This window comes from Pseudomonas saudimassiliensis (assembly GCF_000939975.1).
In the GTDB taxonomy this organism is placed as follows: Bacteria; Pseudomonadota; Gammaproteobacteria; order Pseudomonadales; family Pseudomonadaceae; genus Halopseudomonas; species Halopseudomonas saudimassiliensis.
In genome coordinates, this window is sequence record NZ_LK391969.1 from 799,232 (window position 1) to 814,823 (window position 15,592).

Genomic DNA, 15,592 nt, shown 5'->3' on the forward strand with positions numbered 1-15,592 from the left:
CGTCTCCGTTATGCGGGCAGGACCAGGCTGACCGTACCGGCCGCGTGGTTGCCCATGGAATTCTTGCCCTTGAGGGTGATGACCACCGATCGGCTGGCCTCATCCCGCTCCGTTACCTCACCGCTGAAGGTCATGGTGTCACCGGGGTAGTTCGGCACCCCCAGCTTGATGCGGATATCCTTGAAGCTGGCCAGCGGGCCGGCCCAGTCTTCGATAAACCGCTGCACCAGCGCGGTGGTGGTGAGGATGTTCATGAAGATGTGCGGCGAGCCCAGTTCCCGGGCGGCCTCGACGTCGTGGTGGCCGGGAAAGTAGTCACGGGTGGCGATGGCGCCGCCGTTGATCAGGGTCACGGTGATCGGAATCGACAGCTCGGGCAGTTGCTCGCCGAGGCTGGTTTCAGCAAAGGTTATTGTTTTCATCGAGGTCATATTTCCATCCAAGCTTGTCATTGTTGGCCAGCCAGTCACCGAGACGCTCGAGCGTGGCAGCGGAGCCGCCCAGTGTCAGGCTCAGGTAACGGCTCCAGTAGAGAAAACGGTGAATCGGATAGGTCAGGTCGACACCGATACCGCCGTGCACATGCTGGGTCTTGTGGCCGACCAGGTGGGCCGCCTCGGTACCCAGGAAGCGCGTCGCCAGCGCCTCGGAATCACTTGGCAGGCCGGCATCCAGGCGGTAGCACAGCTGGTAGAGCGCGGTCCGCAACCCTTCCAGGGCGATATGGGAATCGGCCATGCTCATCTGCACCGCCTGGAAGGTACCGATAGCCCGGCCAAACTGTTCGCGCTGGTTGATGTACTCCACGGTACGCCGCACCTGCTCTTCGCTGACGCCCAGCTGGAGCGCCGCCACCGCGGCGATGGCGCGCTGCTCGAGCCAGGGCAAGGCTGCCGCGGGCAGTACCTGGTCCGCCTCGACCAGCACGTTGCGGCACAGCACATCCGCTACCGCCAGGCCGTGATTGGCAACACCCGCTACCAGTTCGACGCCTTCACTGCGCGGATCGAGCAGCACCAGTCGCGGGCCTTCCGCGCTATCAGCCACCAGCAGCAGGCGATCCGCCTGGGCGGCGACATCCACCGCGTTGGCCTGGCCCTGCAGTTGCAAGCGCCCTTCCTGCTGTACCAGTTGCAGGGCCAGGCCGCGGCCAGCGGCCAGGCCTTGCAGCGACAGGCTCAGCAGCAGCTCACCGGCGGCGGCCTGCTGGACCAGTTCACGCTGGCTGTCGGTGCCATGCGCGACCAGGCAGGCGGCGGTCAACTGGTGTTGCCACAGCGGAACCTGGCCCAGCCCAGCGCCCTGCGCCTTGAGCACGCAGTGCAGATCGGTAATCCCCATGCCACTGCCGCCGAAGGCTTCCGGGATCGCCAGCGCCTGCAGGCCAGTCTCGATGCAGGTCTGCCACAGCGGCAGCATGAACGGCTGATCATCCAGATCGAATTCGCGCATCTGCTCATCGGTGCAGTAGTCGCGAAACACGCTGTCCGCCATCTCGGCGATAGCCCGCTGGTCTTCACTCAGTGAAAAATCCATGGCACGCCTCCTGTCAGCCCACCGGGCGGAATTGCGGCAGGGTCTGCCGGTCGTCGAAACGCTGGAATTCCACCTGCAGCTGTTGACCGATTTCCAGTTGCTCCGGCTCTACGCCCACCAGGCCGGCGATCAACCGTACGCCCTCCTCCAGCTCGACCAGGCCAATCGGGTTGGGGTAATCGAACGGCGGGACTTCCGGGTAATGCATGACGACAAAGGAATACAGGCTGGCCCTGCCGCTGGCTTCCTGCGTGTCCCACTCGAAGCTGTGGCACTTGATGCACACCGGCGCGGGCGGATGGCGCAGCGTCTGGCAATCGGTGCAGCGCTGGATCAGCAGCTTGCCGGCCTCGCAGCCGTCCCAGAAGAACCGGGTGTCATCGCTCTTGCCCGGCAGCGGGCGCTTGGCCTTGGGGGCTTCCTTCGGCTGGGCTTGGGCCTTGGCGGCCTCGGGACGCTGGGCCGGCTTGAACTTGAAGACGCGGAACAGCTGGCGCCCGACTTCCTCGTCGCTGGCACCGTTTTCCCCTTGGGAGAAATAGGTCATCAGCACGGTTACGAAGAAACCGGTACCCAGGGGCGTGGTCTTCTCATCGCTGACACTGTCCAGCTTGCTGGAGAAGAACAGACGCTCACCGGCAATGACCGGGCGGTCGAAGTGCAGATCCGAATTGACCGCCACCACCGCTGGATAACCGTAGGGCTCGATGACCTTGAGCACCTCGAAGTTGTTCTCCTTGCTCGAACCCTCGGGGAAGTTCTCCTGGTCCAGGCCACCCATGCCCCACACCTGCAGCATGCCGGGCGGTGCGACCACATCGGCGTGGCCCTGGGCACGGGCAAATGCCGGGTCGGTATACAGCGGATTCTTGATCCCCATGATCTCGCACCACTGCCGGATCATGGGTGCATTCACCCGATCCCAGGCGTAGACGCGACCGTACTCGCGCCCGACCATGGCCTGTATCTTGTCTAGCAATTCTTGTTCAGCCAAGTTCGTCTCCTGATCGTTCTATTGGACGCTGCCGTTGTCGGCGTCGTCAGGTTGGGTCACGCCTTGCCGGCATTGGAGGCAGCCAGAAACGCTGGCCGTTCTCCGCCGCCGTGCAACAGCAGGTTGGTACCGCTGAAATAGGCCGCCATTGGCGAGCCGGCATACAGACAGGCATTGGCGATATCCTCCGGCTCGCCCATGCGGCCAGCGGGAATGCCCGCCCCCACCGCGGCAATACCGGCCTCGTCGCCATAATGCAGATGGGATTGTTCGGTGCGGATCAGCCCGGGACTGATGGTCAGCACCCTGACCTTGGGGCCCCACTCCACCGCCAGCGAGCTGGCCAGCGCCACGATGCCGGCCTTGGCAGCACCATAGACGGCAGTACCGGGCGAGGGACGCGAGGCGCTGACCGAACCGATAAAGATGATCACCCCGCCCTCGGCCTGCTGCTGCATCAGCTGGTTGGCCTGCTGGGCGATGTTCAGCGGCGCCAGCAGATTCAGGCGCAGGATGCTTTCGCTGAAGCGCGGGGAGGCAGTGGCGGCCTCGGCATAGGGGCTGCCGCCGGCATTGTTGACCAGCACATCGAGCCGGCCGGCCAGTTCGCCGATACGTTCGAACACGGCAGCCGTGGCCTCCACATCCCGTACGTCGGCGGCCAGGAACTGCGCCTGGCGACCGTCCGCCTCGGGCAAGTGCTCGGGCTCCTGGCGCCCGCAGACGAATACCTGCGCCCCGGCGGCCAGATAGGCACTGGCGATACCCGCACCAATACCCTTGGTGCCGCCGGTAACCAGCACCACCTTGCCGCGATAATCCAGTTGGCTGGGAGACTGCATACACCACCCCTCATTTGAAGTCATGGCCTCACTCTATGGGCTCGACCGTCTCCTCACTTCGTCTGAACGGACGATGAAGCACACCCATGCCAAACCAACAATCGAAGCCAGTTCCCATCCTCTGCAGCCAAAGGCCTACCATGTCCTCATCCGACTCCCCCTGCGTCCTGCTCGACCTGCCCGCCCCCGGCGTGGCCCGGCTCACCCTCAACCGGCCAACGGTGACCAACGCCCTCAGCCTCGAACTGCAGGCACTGCTGGCCGAGCACTTCCGCCAACTGGCCACCGACCCGCAGATCCGCTGCATCATCCTCACCGGCGGTGACAAGGTATTCGCCGCCGGGGGCGACATCTCCAGCATGGCCGGGGTTGGCGCCATCGATATCTACCAGCGCCATACCGAACGCACCTGGGCGCCGATCCAGCAATGCCCCAAGCCGGTGATCGCCGCGGTGTGCGGCTATGCCTACGGTGGCGGCTGCGAACTGGCAATGCATGCCGACATCCTCATTGCCGGGCGCAGCGCGCGCTTCTCCCAGCCGGAAATCCGCATCGGCATCATGCCTGGCATCGGCGGCACCCAGCGGCTGGTGCGCGCGGTGGGCAAGGCCAAGGCGATGCAGATGGCGCTGACCGGCCGGCCCATCAGCGCCGAAGAAGCCCATATCGCCGGATTGGTCAGCGAGGTAGTGGAGGACGACCAGGTACAGGCTGCGGCCCTGGAGCAGGCCATATTGATTGCCGGGATGCCGCCGCTGGCCGCCGAGCAGATAAAGGAAGTGATCCTGGCCGGCATGGACGCCTCGCTGGAGGCGGCGCTGGCGTTGGAGCGCAAGGCTAACGCTTTGCTGTTCGCCTCCCAGGATCAGAAGGAAGGGATGCAGGCGTTTATCGAGAAGCGCCGGCCGCGGTTTACCGGCAACTGACAAACAATAATCCCGCCAGCGGCGGGATTATTGTTTCTAGCACTAGTCCGCGCCAAGGAGCGGACCCGTGGTCAGCGACCCGCGCGGCGCGCGGCCTCAGGGCCGAAATCGCGGGACGACAGCCCGCCCTGGTTGAGGAGATAGCCCTTGGGCTGCTCGTTGACCAGGTTGAACGCCAGATGACTGCGTGCCTGCAGGTCATGGTACAGACCGGCACCGGCTTGCCAGGTCTGGGCTTCGGGCGCGTAATAGTAGTTGACCATCGAGGTGCGCCACAGGCCACCGCGGGCGTCGTAGTTGTCGCCCATCACCATCAGCCAGGTATCCTCGTCCACATACATGTGCCGCTTGGTGTACAGGTGGCGGTAGTTGTCCTTGATGTTGGCTTCCAGCACCCAGACCCTTCTCAGCTCATAGCGCATGTACTCGGGATTGACGTGGCCCGGGGTCAGCAGGTCTTCATATTTCACCTCCGGAGAGTGGATGCGATAGGCGTTGGCCGGTACGTACATCTCCTGCTTGCCGACGATCTTCCAGTTGTAGCGCTGGCCCGAGCCGTTGAAGATCCGCACCTCGTCGACGGTGATGGTGCCGCCGGAGCCGGGGAACTGCATGTCAAAGCCATATTCCGGCGACTGGCGCACACGGCGGGTACCCGGGTCGTAGCGCCAGCTCTGACGCGGCTCCTTGGCATGGTCGAAGAACTCGATGCCGGTGTTGATTTCACCCCGGTCGCGCTGGGGCAGCAGCGTCTCATTGCGGTAGTAGGATGATGCGCCGGTAGTGGTGCCGATCTTGCCCGGCTCCAGTGGCGGCGCCAGGTTCTTCGACGCCACCTGGCCCCAGGTGATGCGACCGTTGCTCAGCACATAGGCGTTATCCGACACCAGCTCTTCGGTCCAGGGGCGGTAGGTGAAGAAGGATGATGTCCACATCAGCTCCAGCCCGGTTTTCGGGAAGGGGAAAAGGATGCCACCGGTGGTTCCCTCGACGCCCTCACCATCACTGACCACCTTGGCTGACTTGGCATTCTCCAGGGTCGCTTCACAGACGCTGTCGGGGAAGCGGAAGTCCCGGCGGGTTTCATATACCGGAATGGCAAAGGTGTCCGGATAGGTCTCGAACAGGGCCTTCTGGCCGGCCGACAGGCGCTCGGCGTGCTCGGCCATGTTCGCTGCGGTAATGGTGAACAGCGGCTGGTCATCGGGATAGGGGTCTACCGGATGCTGGCCGGGAATCGGCGCTTCCATGTGATCCGGCACGCCCAGCCATTTGCCGGTCCACGCGGTGATGCTGCCGTCGGCGTTGGCTGCCTTCTCGGCGCCAACACAGGTGAGATCCTTGCCCAGGCGGGCGATTTCTTCCGGCGTGGCAGCAGCGTGTGCCAGCCCTGCACCCAGCAGCATATTCGCAGCCACCACGGCCGCACCCAGAGGTTTGATCATGCGCATGCGGTTTGCTCCCTCAGAAAGTGTATTTGACGTTGAATGACAGATAGTCGCGGTCGGCCATCAGGCGGCCCTTGTCGACATCCGGCGAGGACAGGTAGTTGACCCAGGTGGTGCCGATCTCGAAGTTGCCCATGTAGCTGAAGTCCGCGCCCAGCGTCAGGGTCTTCTCGTCGCGACCCAGGCCCTGGTAGGCGCTGCCATCGAGGTTCTGCTGCCAGGTGGCGTTCAGGCTCAGGTCCCAGCCGGTGAATACGCTCGGATAATCAAGGACCGCACCCAGGCCCAGCAGGGTGCTGGAGCGGGTCTGGGTGCCATAGGTGTAGTCGTCGTCGGTGGAGATTACCCCGCCGGCGTCCATGTAGAGGGTGTCGACATCCATGATGCGCTGGTTGACCACTTCCCCCATCAGGGTCGTCTGGTTGGCGAGGCCGTTGGGACCCATCATGTAGACGAAGTTGGCACTGGTCATCAGCAGCTCACCGGTGGTCGGTGCACCGCCGGCCAGCACCACGGGTGCATCCTGGCGCAGGCTGATATCCGAGCCGATCTGCACATCGCCCACCTTGGAGGTCAGGCTCAGGCCGGTCAGCTTGATGTCCTCGAAATAGCCGAACTTGATCACCGGGCCGGCGGCGTCCAGGTGGTCGATGCTGTCCAGGGACGAGTAGCGGGTGGTGCCCGTCATATCCAGGAACATGGAGGCAACGCGGTCGTGATAGCGGTAGTGGTAGAGCCCGACCTCGGTGTTGAAGTCGATATTCCAGCGCACCCCCAACCCCCATTGGCCGGAATCACGCGGGTCGCGATCGCCGGCACTGGCCACCACGGCACCGTCCGGCAGACTGTCGATTACCCCCGGGGCAAAGCGCATGAACTGCGCGCCGGGGCCGAAGAAGTCGGTGGTGCTGAAGAAGTCACCCACCGGGTTCAGGCGGGTCTTTTCCCACTCCAACTGGTAGAAACCGGTAAATGCCCATCGATCGTTCAGCGCGTAGGTGAAGGAGAACTGGTTGACCGGCAGGTAGGCATCCTTGGCTTCGGTACCGGGGACGTTGAACTTGGTCGCATCCACCGGCGCCTGGCCCTGGCTGATGTTGGTCCAGAACAGACTCTCGCCCCAGGCCACCAGATGGCGGCCCAGATTCATTGACAGGTACTGTTCTTCGCCGATCGGCCAGCTGCCATAGACGTAGGCATCGAGCAGCTGGAAGCGGCTGCCACTCTCGCTGCGGGTCTTGCTGACGAAGTGCTGCTCGTCGCCGCCCTGACCCACCAGGCGGTTGACCGTGGCGGCCGAGTCGTTGTCGTTCGTGCCCTTGTAGACGTCGTCATAGAAATGACTGGCGCGCAGTACCGCACCGTAGTTGTCCTTGGTGGCGAGGATCTCGCCGAACAGGCTGACCCGGTTGTTCACCGGCGCATAGCGGTCGAAGTTGCGGGTGCCGTCGTCGTTGTTCAGCGCTTCCGGGGCTAGGTAGCGGCTGTCAGGGCCGCGGGTCCGGAAGGAATAGGTGTAGTTGGCAGTAATCTGGGAATCGATGCTCAGCCCGTTGCTGAAATCCAGCGAGGGCAAGGCAGTGGCCGTCGGGCTGTTCAACGCAACCGCAACGGCCATCGCGAGGGGTGTACCCCGCACTGCAAGGCGCGCAAGAGGGATCTTCTTGTTATTCACTGTCTGCTCCTGATGTTGTTGTTCGCACAGTGGTTTGCGAGCTTCAAGTATCAGAATGGCGACAGCGAACCGCATACCTCATACAGAGTATGAAGCGCTTTCTTCCTCCCGCAGCTGCCGAGCCAGCAGCAGCTTGTCCACCTTGTTCGAGGCGTTGGTGGGCAGTTGCTCGAAGAATTCCACCCGCCGCGGCACCTTGTAGTTGGCCATCCGCTCGCGGCTCCAGGTGATCAGCTCCACTGCCGTCAGGGCCTCGCCCTGTCGCAGCACCACGCAGGCGCAACCGACCTCACCCATGCGCTCGTCCGGCACCCCCAACACTGCCACCTGGGCAATGGCTGGATGTTCGCTCAACGCTGCTTCGATTTCCGCCGGATAACAGTTGAAGCCACCGACGATGAACATGTCCTTGAGTCGCCCGGTGATGCGCAGATTGCCCTGTCCATCCAGGCTGCCGATGTCTCCGGTATGCAACCAGCCCTGGGCATCAAACGTATCCTGGGTAGCCCCGGGGTCATCGAAATAGCCCTGCATCAGATGAAAGCCCCGCAGGCATATCTCGCCGTTGTGCCCCACCGGAACCGGCTTGCCCTCGGAATCGAGGATCGCCAGCTCGGTGCCGGGGATCGGCTTACCGCTGGTGCCGGCAATCACCTCGGCCGAGTCCGCCGGATCGCAGATCGTCGCCAGACCGCCACATTCGGTCAGGCCATAGGCAGTGGTGACCACCGCGCAGCCCAGCTCCTGGCGGATGCGCTGGATCAGCACCGGTGGAATGGTCGAGGCGCCGGTGACCGCGACCCGCAGGCTGGACAGGTCCTTGCGGCCCAGCTCGGGGTGATCGAGCATCGACAGGTACAGCGTCGGCGGCCCAGGCAGCACGGTGATGCGCTCCTCGGCCACCCGCCGGAAGACCTCATCGGCATCGAATACCGGTTGCGGCAGGATGGTTGCGCCGCCCAGCAGGCAGGTCAGCCAACCGGCCTTGTAGCCGAAGGAATGGAAGAACGGGTTGACCACCAGATAGCGATCGCCAGGTACCAGCCCGATGATCCGCACATATTCGTTGAAGGCGCGCAGGGACGGGCCATGGGCGCACATCACGCCCTTGGACTTGCCGGTGGTGCCCGAGGTGAACAGCAGGTCGGACAGATCCGTCGGGGCGATCGACCTGGCACTGGCCAGCGCCTGCTCCAGGGGTACCTGCCCGGCGCCGGCCAGAAACTGCTGCAGTTCCTGGTCGCCCGGCTGGCTCGGCGCAGTACCGATGACGACCATGCGTTCCAGCGTGGCCGGGCGGTACTGATCCAGCATCGCCGGGTAGTCGGTACCGAGGAAACTGCCCTGGACGAAGGCTAGGCGCGCGCCGCTGCGGGCGACGATATCCGCCGCCTCGGCGCCCTTCATGCGGGTATTGAGCGGCACCAGCACCGCACCGGCCGCCTGCAAGCCCAGGGCCAGCACTACCCACTCCACACAGTTGGGCGCCCAGATCACCACGCGGTCGCCCTTGCCGATGCCGGCGGCGATCAACGCGCGCGTGACCTGCAACATGTGTCCGGGCAGTTCGGCATAGGTGATGCGCTGCTCGCCATGCTCCAACGCCGCGCGTGGGCCATGGCGTTCGGCAGCCTCCAGCACCAGTGCCGGGATGGATGCGGGCAGATCTTCAAAGCTCGGGTATACACTGGCCATGACTACTTGTCTCACTTGTTCAGTCGGGGAAACGCAAATGCACCCGGTCGCTGGTGGCGACCGCCTGGCAGGCCAGCGTCCAGCCTTCGTTCAGCTCCTGCTGGTCCAGAGCGTCGTTGTTCATCAGGTCCACGCTGCCTTCGACCAGGGTGCACATGCACGACGCACAGGATCCGACCAGGCAGGAGTGCGGCGCCTGGATGCCCTCGCGGCGCATGGCAGCCAGCAGCAGCTCGCCCTCCTCGCAATCGATCTCGTGGGTTTCTCCATCCAGTTCCACCACCAGCCGGGTTGCCGCCGCGCCCAGATGCTCGACGATGGACACGTTCGGCTGCTCGCTTTCACTGGGCAGGGATACAAAGCGCTCCACATGCACTGCCTTGCCCGGCAGGCCGGCCACGCCCAGCGCCTCGACACAGGCATCCATGAAGGGGCCGGGGCCACAGATGAACGCCTCGGCATGCTCGAAGCCCGCGGCCAGATGGGCCAGCTGTGGCACACTCGGCAGGCCCTGCACGCTGTTGAGCCAGTGGATCACCTGCAGCCGCTGCGGGTATTCGCGCACCAGCCCCTGCAGCAGCTCCTGGAAGATCACCGACTTTTCATCCCGGTTGGCGTACACCAGCCGCACCCGGCCGTCTGCCTGGCTGAGTACCGAGCGCAGGATCGACAGCACCGGGGTGATGCCGCTGCCCCCAGCGAACAGCAGGAAGTCGCCGTCCAGCTGCCGTGGCACGAATACACCGGCCGGCGCCAGCACCTGGATGCGGTCGCCGGGCTTGACCTGGTCACACAGCCAGTTGGAGCCGCGCCCGTCGTCCACACGCTTGACCGTGACCCGCAGGTTTTCCTCGGCGAAGGGTGAACTGGACAGCGAGTAGCACCGCGGCAGCCAGTCGTCGCCATGGGGAATGCGCAGGGTCAGGAACTGACCGGGGCGATAGCGGAAGCGCTCCGCCAGCTCCGGTGGCACTGTCATTTCGAAGGAGCAGCTGTCGTGGGTTTCCGCGATAACCGCGGCCACTTCCAGGGTGATGTATTCGGGCGTCGTCATAATCAGATACTCATTACAAATTGTCCGCTGTCCACGCGCAGCTCGATGCCGTTGACGGCCCGGGAGTCGTCCGAAGCCAGATACAGCACAGCCCCGGCGACATCCTCGGGAAGGCAGGCGCGGTTCATCGGATCGTGATCGATGGTAAACAGCGATGAATCCATCCCCTGCGGATAGCCGCCCTGGGTCATCGGGGTCATGACCCCGTCGGGATGGACCGAGTTACAGCGAATGCGGTATTTGGCGCGGCGACAGTGCACCGCCACGCTGCGGGTCAGCGCGGCAACTGCCCCCTTGCTGGCGCCGTACGCCAGATAGTCATGGCGCGCGGCCAGCGCCGCGATCGAGGACATGTTGATGATGGAGCCGCCGCCGGCATCCTTCATCAGCGCCACGGCGGTCTGGCAACCGAGGAATACGCTGTCCGAATTGATCCGCAGCAGCCGGTGCCACTGCTCCAGCGTGGCTTCCTCGATGCTGCCGGGAATCAGCACGCCGGCGTTGTTGACCAGCACGTCCAGCCGCGGAAAGCGTTCGCGCACCAGCGCCGCCAGCGCCTGCCAGTCCGCCGGGTCGCTGACGTCCTGACGCAGGAACAACGCCTGGTCGCCCAGCTCGGCAGCCAGTCGCTCGCCCTGCTCCACATTCAGATCAGTCAGCACCACCTGCGCTCCTTCACCCACGAAGCGCCGGGCCACCGCAGCGCCGATACCGCTGGCGGCGCCGGTGACGACCGCTACCCGGTCAAGCAGTCGCGGTTGCATGCCGCTGCTCCTGCCGGGCCTGCGCGGCATGGTGCGCGGCGACATACCCGAAGGTCATCGCCGGACCCAGGGTGCCGCCCGCGCCCGGATAGGTGGTGCCCATCACCGAAGACGAGGTATTGCCGATGGCATACAGCCCGGCGATCGGCTCGCCGGACTCATGCAGCACCTGCGCATGCTCGTTGGTCAGCAGGCCGCCCTTGGTGCCGATGTCGCCGGCGTACATGGGCATGGCATAGAACGGGCCCTTCTCCAGCGGCGCCAGGCAGGGGTTGGGCGTGACGTTGCTGTCGCCGTAGTAGCGATCGAACACGTTGCCGCCACGGCCGAAATCCTCGTCCACGCCACTGCGGGCAAAACCGTTGACCCGCTCCACGGTGGCCTTGAGACCGCTGGCGTCAACGCCGATCTGGCCGGCCAGGGCGTCCAGCGACTCGGCCCTGTAGTAGACGTTGTTCAGCCAGGCCTTGCGCAGGCGGCTGTCAGGCATGATCTGCGCCGGCATCAACGGACCCATGGCGTAGTTGAAGCGGAACTTGCTGTCGAAGATCACCCAGCCCGGAATGCTCGCGCCGGTCTGCTGGTGGTCATCGTACATGGCGGTGACGAACTCCAGGTAAGGCGCCGCCTCGTTGACGAAGCGTTTGCCCTGGCCGTTGACCACAATGGCGCCGGGGAAGGCGCGCTCGGCAAAGACGCCGCGGGCGCGGTCCTCGCCGGGCACCAGCAGGCTCGGCGCCCACCAGCCCCAGTCCATCAGATCGGTGGCCGCGCCCAGTTGCTGGGCGGCGAGCAGCGCCGCCCCGGTATTGTTGCCGGCGGGCGTGGCGCTCCAGGCGACATTGCTGGGCTGGGGCAGATACTTGTCCCGCAGCGCCTGGTTCTGTTCGAAGCCGCCGGCAGCCAGCACCACTCCCTTGCGTGCATGCAGACGCTGCAACTGGCCCTCACGCTCCACCAGAATGCCCGTGACCCGGCCATCTTCCTCGATCAGTTCACGCATGTCGGTCTTCAGCCACAGGGCGATACCGCGGTCCATCATGGAGGCACGCAGACTGGCTACCAGTGAGCTGCCCAGCGCCGCGCGGCGGTCGCGCTTGCTCTTGGTCCTGCGCCGCCAGGCGAAGTCGAGCTTGTAGCGCAGCATCATCCACAGCACCATCAGCCGCCAGCCACGGGATTTGGACATGGCGCGGTGCGCATCCCTGGCGGTCCAGGCGATGCGGCCCATCAGCATGTTGCCCGGCGCACCCTCGCGCATGGCGTGCAGCTCGTCACCCAGCTGGCTGAGATCGAACAGCTCGGGGTCCAGACTGCGACCGCCCGGCAGCGAGCCAGGCAGGTGGGGATAGTAATCGGGGTATTTTTCCGCCACGGCGTAACGCACCCGGGTGTGCTTTTCCAGCCAGGCGATCATTTCTGGGGCTTTCTTCAGATAGGTGCGCAGGCGGCGCTCGTCAACCCGGTCGCCGACAGCGGCCTTCAGGTAGGTCCAGGACAACTCTTCACTGTCATTACCGCCCTTGGCCCGGAAGTAATGGTTATTGGGGATCCAGATGCCACCGCCGGACAGGGCCGAGGTTCCGCCGTACTGGTCGGCCTTTTCCACCACCAGTACCTTCAGGCCCTGGTCCGCGGCGGTCACTGCGGCGGTCATGCCGCCCGCGCCGGAGCCCACCACGATAAGGTCATACTCTGCGCTGAATTCATTGTTGTTATGCATGTCGAGACTCTTGTCACTGTTCAGCAGGTGCCGCCGGCGGGCCGGCGGCCAGGTTGGATCAGACGTAGGGGTCAGGGTTGGGCAGGCCCAGCTGCACCGCACCGTAGGTCCGGGCGAAGGCCGCCACGTTGTTGGAGATATGCCCCCGCGCCTGGTGCAGGTCGCGGAACACGCGGGCCACCGGGTTGGTGTTGTACAGGCCGGACGCCGCCATGCAGCGCAGCAGCTGATCGGCCTTGTCGGCACAGATATTGGTCACGTAGGCCGACTGGTAGCGGTACAGCAGACGGGTTTCCACATCGGGGAACTCGTTGCGCTCGGCCAGCTCCATCAGGTGCGCCATGTTGCGCTCGAGCACCAGCCGGAGCTGGTCCAGGGTCAGGGTCGCGTCGGCCACCACTTCCTGGGCCAGCGGGTCTTCCGCGGTCTTGGCGCCGTGCTTGCCGATATGCTTGGCAGCATTGGCACGGAATTCGTTGATCGCCCCCTGCAACGCACCCAGGCAGGAGCTGGATACCGCGCGGGTAAAGATCTGCGCGAAGGGAATGGCGTACAGCGGATTGGTATTGACCAGGCGACCGGGGGTGGCCTCCATGCTGGTGTTGTTGGTGCGCTGGACCCGGTGGAAGGGCACGAAGGCATCTTCCACCACGATGTCATGACTACCGGTGCCGCGCAGGCCCAGCACATCCCAGTTGCGCTCGATACGGTAGTCGCTGATCGGCACCAGGAAGGTGCCATGTTCGGCGCCTTCGCCATTGGCATCCGGCGGGATGATGCCGCCCAGCAGGGTCCAGGTGCAGTGCTCGCTGCCGCTGGAGAAACCCCAGCGGCCGCTGATGCGATAACCACCCTCGACCGGCGTGACCTTGGCGACCGGCATGTAGGTCGAGCCCACCAGGGTGTCGGGGTTGTCGCCCCACACATCTTCCTGGGCCTGCACGTCGAAGCGTGCCAGCTGCCAGGGATGTACGCCCATCACGCCGTAGATCCAGGCGGTGGACATGCAGCCTTCGGCCAGTGCCATCTGGATCTCGAAGAACCCACGCGGGTCCATCTCGAAACCGCCGAAGCGCTTGGGCTGCATGGCGCGGAACAGTCCCGCCTCGCGCATATCAGCCACAGTCTCGACCGGCACTTTCATGTCCCGGTCAGCCTGTTCGGCTCGCGCCCGCAGGGCCGGGATCAACTGCCGTGCGCTGGCCAGCAATTCGCGTTCTTTTTCACTTCTTTCGCGGGTGACACCCATCGTGTGCTCCTCCAGAGACTATCGGCAGCGCCCCTATGCGCAGCTGTTTCGATTATCTGGAGCCGGTGCCGGCCACTCATCGTCAAAGCGGACTATGGCTGGGCCAGTAGGCGAAAATGAGGTAATTCCGGCAACCGCAGAATAGCGGCAACGCCGAGCCACCGGTCGGTGACCCAGCGCGCATAGGCGTGCAGGCATGGGGCAACTCCCGGCCAGGAAGGCCGAGAGGTCCATCAATAGCGCGGGTTCAGCGGCTGATCTGCGACTGCATGACCGCAGTAAAACCCTCGTGGTAGGGCGGCAGCATGCCCCAGTCGCCGCGCGGGTCCGTGGCCGGCGCCTGGTATACCGTGCGCACGTGACTGAACTCGAGAAAGCCTTCATGGCCGTGGTAACGCCCCAGACCGGAGGCGCCGACGCCGCCGAAGGGTGCGTTTTCCAGCGCCGCATGCATCAGCGCATCGTTGATGCTCACGCCGCCGGACAGGGTGTGGCCCAGCACATAGTGCTGCTCGGCCTGGTCGCTGCCGAAGTAGTACAGCGCCAGCGGCCGTTCGCCCTGGTTGATCTCCTCGACCACATGGTGGATGTCGCTGTAGCTGAGCACCACCAGCGCCTGGCCGAAGATTTCCTCGCGCATGATGCGACTGGTCAAGGGCGGATTGATCACCAGGCTCAGGGGCCGCTTGCGCTGGCTGGCATCGAAGGCCACGTCGGGGCACTGGACAACCTCCACGCCCAGGTCGCGGACCTCGTCCAGGTAGGCATCAAGGCGCTGGAGATGGCGCTCATTGACCACACTGACCAGATCCGGGTTATCCGTCACCGTGGGGTACAGCCCGCTGTAGGCCTCGGCGAACTGGCGGATGAATTGTTCGCGCTGCGCCACCGGCACGAATACCCGATCCGGGGAAATGCAAATTTGCCCGCCATTGGTGCCCTTGGCAATGGCCAGCCGTCGCGCCGCCTCGGCGATATCGGCACTCTCACCGATAACGACCGGCGACTTGCCGCCCAGCTCCAGGGTCACGGGCACCAGGTTGTCCGCGGCCCGGCGCATGATGTCGCGGCCCACCTCGGTGCTGCCGGTGAATACCAGGTGATTGAAGGGCTGGCTGGCGAAGGCCTGCCCCACCTCCACCCCGCCGGTGATGATCGCCAGCTCCAACGGGTCGAAGCGTTCGCCAATCAACTGCGCCAAAAGCTCGGCGGTGCGCGGGACGATTTCCGATGGTTTGAGCACCGCCCGGTTGCCGGCGGCAAAAGCGCAAGCCAATGGGCTCAGCAAAGTAAACAGTGGTGCGTTCCAGGTGCCGATGATGCCGACACTACCCTTGGGCTGGTAACGAACCCAGCCCTGGGCGCCCAGCTGGTCATAGGGGGCAAACACCGGGCGTGGCTCGTCTGCCATCCAGCCCTCCAGATGATCGCGGGCATGCTTGAGTGAGCCCAGCGACCCCAGCACATCGTTCATCAGGCCGAAGCCCGGGTGGCGCCCGCCGAAGTCGGCATCCATGGCCTCGGCCAGCGGCTGATGGTGGTCGACCAGCAGATCGATCACCTGCTGAAGGCGGCTGCGGCGCTGCTCGGCACTGACCGGACCCTGCTGGTCAAATGCCTGGCGCTGAGCTGCAAGCAGGGAAGATAACTCGTCGATGGATTGCAGATGGGCACGCATGCAGCCTT

General features: G+C 64.6%; 13 protein-coding genes. 1 reads left to right on the forward strand and 12 read right to left on the reverse strand.

From position 1 onward, the window contains the following. Positions 1 to 8: 8 nt before the first annotated feature. The 4 genes from VG99_RS03845 to VG99_RS03860 are packed head-to-tail and all read right to left on the reverse strand — an operon-like array spanning position 9 to position 3,372. Complete coding sequence (locus VG99_RS03845; RefSeq protein ID WP_044498400.1) at positions 9 to 431, reverse strand: MaoC family dehydratase; 423 nt, start codon at positions 429 to 431, stop codon at positions 9 to 11. Beyond that, a complete protein-coding gene (locus VG99_RS03850) occupies positions 400 to 1,536 on the reverse strand; it encodes an acyl-CoA dehydrogenase family protein (RefSeq protein ID WP_044498401.1) in 1,137 nt (378 codons plus the stop codon). The genes VG99_RS03845 and VG99_RS03850 overlap by 32 nt, the downstream gene beginning before the upstream one ends. A gap of 13 nt (positions 1,537 to 1,549) precedes the next feature. Then, complete coding sequence (locus tag VG99_RS03855; RefSeq protein WP_044498402.1) at positions 1,550 to 2,530, reverse strand: bifunctional MaoC family dehydratase N-terminal/OB-fold nucleic acid binding domain-containing protein; 981 nt, start codon at positions 2,528 to 2,530, stop codon at positions 1,550 to 1,552. Positions 2,531 to 2,586: 56 nt separating this feature from the next. Next, a complete protein-coding gene (locus tag VG99_RS03860; RefSeq protein ID WP_044498403.1) occupies positions 2,587 to 3,372 on the reverse strand; it encodes an SDR family oxidoreductase in 786 nt (261 codons plus the stop codon). 140 nt (positions 3,373 to 3,512) lie between these two features. Here VG99_RS03860 and VG99_RS03865 point away from each other — a divergent pair, with 140 nt between their 5' ends. Continuing rightward, positions 3,513 to 4,298: an enoyl-CoA hydratase gene (locus VG99_RS03865; RefSeq protein WP_044498404.1), complete on the forward strand. Its 786-nt coding sequence runs from the start codon at positions 3,513 to 3,515 to the stop codon at positions 4,296 to 4,298. A gap of 71 nt (positions 4,299 to 4,369) precedes the next feature. Here VG99_RS03865 and VG99_RS03870 read toward each other — a convergent pair whose 3' ends face one another. The 8 genes from VG99_RS03870 to VG99_RS03905 all read right to left on the reverse strand — a co-directional run bounded on the left by VG99_RS03870 (position 4,370) and on the right by VG99_RS03905 (position 15,584). Next, the gene (locus VG99_RS03870; protein ID WP_044498405.1) at positions 4,370 to 5,749 is read right to left on the reverse strand and encodes a DUF1329 domain-containing protein; all 1,380 of its coding nucleotides are present in this window, start codon (positions 5,747 to 5,749) and stop codon (positions 4,370 to 4,372) included. 13 nt (positions 5,750 to 5,762) lie between these two features. Continuing rightward, a complete protein-coding gene (locus VG99_RS03875; RefSeq protein ID WP_239419805.1) occupies positions 5,763 to 7,421 on the reverse strand; it encodes a DUF1302 domain-containing protein in 1,659 nt (552 codons plus the stop codon). 78 nt (positions 7,422 to 7,499) lie between these two features. Continuing rightward, positions 7,500 to 9,116, reverse strand: a complete 1,617-nt coding sequence (locus tag VG99_RS03880; protein WP_044498406.1) for a FadD3 family acyl-CoA ligase — start codon at positions 9,114 to 9,116, stop codon at positions 7,500 to 7,502. Between the two features lie 19 nt (positions 9,117 to 9,135). Next, entirely contained in the window at positions 9,136 to 10,170 is a 1,035-nt protein-coding gene (locus VG99_RS03885; RefSeq protein ID WP_044498407.1) for a ferredoxin--NADP reductase, read from the reverse strand. A 2-nt stretch (positions 10,171 to 10,172) separates the two neighbouring features. Further along, positions 10,173 to 10,934, reverse strand: a complete 762-nt coding sequence (locus VG99_RS03890) for a glucose 1-dehydrogenase (RefSeq protein ID WP_044498408.1) — start codon at positions 10,932 to 10,934, stop codon at positions 10,173 to 10,175. Further along, positions 10,915 to 12,657, reverse strand: coding sequence for an FAD-dependent oxidoreductase (locus VG99_RS03895; RefSeq protein WP_044498409.1), 1,743 nt, complete (start codon positions 12,655 to 12,657; stop codon positions 10,915 to 10,917). The genes VG99_RS03890 and VG99_RS03895 overlap by 20 nt, the downstream gene beginning before the upstream one ends. A 58-nt stretch (positions 12,658 to 12,715) precedes the next feature. Beyond that, positions 12,716 to 13,906 (reverse strand): acyl-CoA dehydrogenase family protein, encoded by a 1,191-nt coding sequence (locus VG99_RS03900; protein WP_044498410.1) that lies wholly within the window; start codon positions 13,904 to 13,906, stop codon positions 12,716 to 12,718. Between the two features lie 247 nt (positions 13,907 to 14,153). Next, positions 14,154 to 15,584: a coniferyl aldehyde dehydrogenase gene (locus tag VG99_RS03905; RefSeq protein WP_044498411.1), complete on the reverse strand. Its 1,431-nt coding sequence runs from the start codon at positions 15,582 to 15,584 to the stop codon at positions 14,154 to 14,156. Between the last annotated feature and the right edge of the window lie 8 nt (positions 15,585 to 15,592).

Excerpts from the sequence above, each read along its gene's own strand:
- VG99_RS03845 (WP_044498400.1), bottom strand. The coding sequence starts at position 431 with ATGACCTCGATGAAAACAATAACCTTTGCTGAAACCAGCCTCGGCGAG.
- VG99_RS03850 (WP_044498401.1), bottom strand. The coding sequence starts at position 1,536 with ATGGATTTTTCACTGAGTGAAGACCAGCGGGCTATCGCCGAGATGGCG.
- VG99_RS03860 (WP_044498403.1), bottom strand. The coding sequence starts at position 3,372 with ATGCAGTCTCCCAGCCAACTGGATTATCGCGGCAAGGTGGTGCTGGTT.
- VG99_RS03865 (WP_044498404.1), top strand. The coding sequence starts at position 3,513 with ATGTCCTCATCCGACTCCCCCTGCGTCCTGCTCGACCTGCCCGCCCCC.
- VG99_RS03870 (WP_044498405.1), bottom strand. The coding sequence starts at position 5,749 with ATGCGCATGATCAAACCTCTGGGTGCGGCCGTGGTGGCTGCGAATATG.
- VG99_RS03880 (WP_044498406.1), bottom strand. The coding sequence starts at position 9,116 with ATGGCCAGTGTATACCCGAGCTTTGAAGATCTGCCCGCATCCATCCCG.
- VG99_RS03885 (WP_044498407.1), bottom strand. The coding sequence starts at position 10,170 with ATGACGACGCCCGAATACATCACCCTGGAAGTGGCCGCGGTTATCGCG.
- VG99_RS03890 (WP_044498408.1), bottom strand. The coding sequence starts at position 10,934 with ATGCAACCGCGACTGCTTGACCGGGTAGCGGTCGTCACCGGCGCCGCC.
- VG99_RS03895 (WP_044498409.1), bottom strand. The coding sequence starts at position 12,657 with ATGCATAACAACAATGAATTCAGCGCAGAGTATGACCTTATCGTGGTG.
- VG99_RS03900 (WP_044498410.1), bottom strand. The coding sequence starts at position 13,906 with ATGGGTGTCACCCGCGAAAGAAGTGAAAAAGAACGCGAATTGCTGGCC.
- VG99_RS03905 (WP_044498411.1), bottom strand. The coding sequence starts at position 15,584 with ATGCGTGCCCATCTGCAATCCATCGACGAGTTATCTTCCCTGCTTGCA.